Source organism: Mesorhizobium sp. M4B.F.Ca.ET.143.01.1.1, from assembly GCF_004792275.1.
GTDB lineage: Bacteria > Pseudomonadota > Alphaproteobacteria > Rhizobiales > Rhizobiaceae > Mesorhizobium > Mesorhizobium abyssinicae.
In genome coordinates this window covers 1-317 of record NZ_SRSR01000244.1, presented here as the reverse complement: position 1 = coordinate 317, position 317 = coordinate 1, and the positions used below count along the sequence as shown (strand labels likewise).

The following is a 317-nucleotide window of genomic DNA, read 5'->3' as shown; positions in this document are numbered from 1 at the left end:
AGTATGCTCGGTTGAAACAAGCGCTCGCCTTGGATGAGTCGGCTGCACTGCAAAGCGCGAGCTGGGGTATTTCTCAGACCTTAGGACGCAATTTTCAAAGCGTCGGATTTGCTAGTCCGCAGGAAATGGTCAAGCGAATGTTCTACTCGGAGGATGAGCAACTTCTCGCCGGCGTTAGGGAGATCCTCGCCTCAAATCTCGCTGGCGCGCTCGCTGCCCACGATTGGAAGTCTTTTGCATCAGGTTACAACGGTTCGGCGTACTGGAAAAATAACTACGACGAGCATCTTCGCAGTTGGTACGCGAAACTCACTTCG

The 317-nt window shown here is 53.0% G+C and carries 1 protein-coding gene; it reads left to right on the top strand.

What is annotated here, in order from left to right:
• Positions 1 to 317 (top strand): N-acetylmuramidase domain-containing protein (locus EN786_RS36825; RefSeq protein ID WP_135910148.1); only part of this gene is annotated, 317 nt, incomplete at both ends.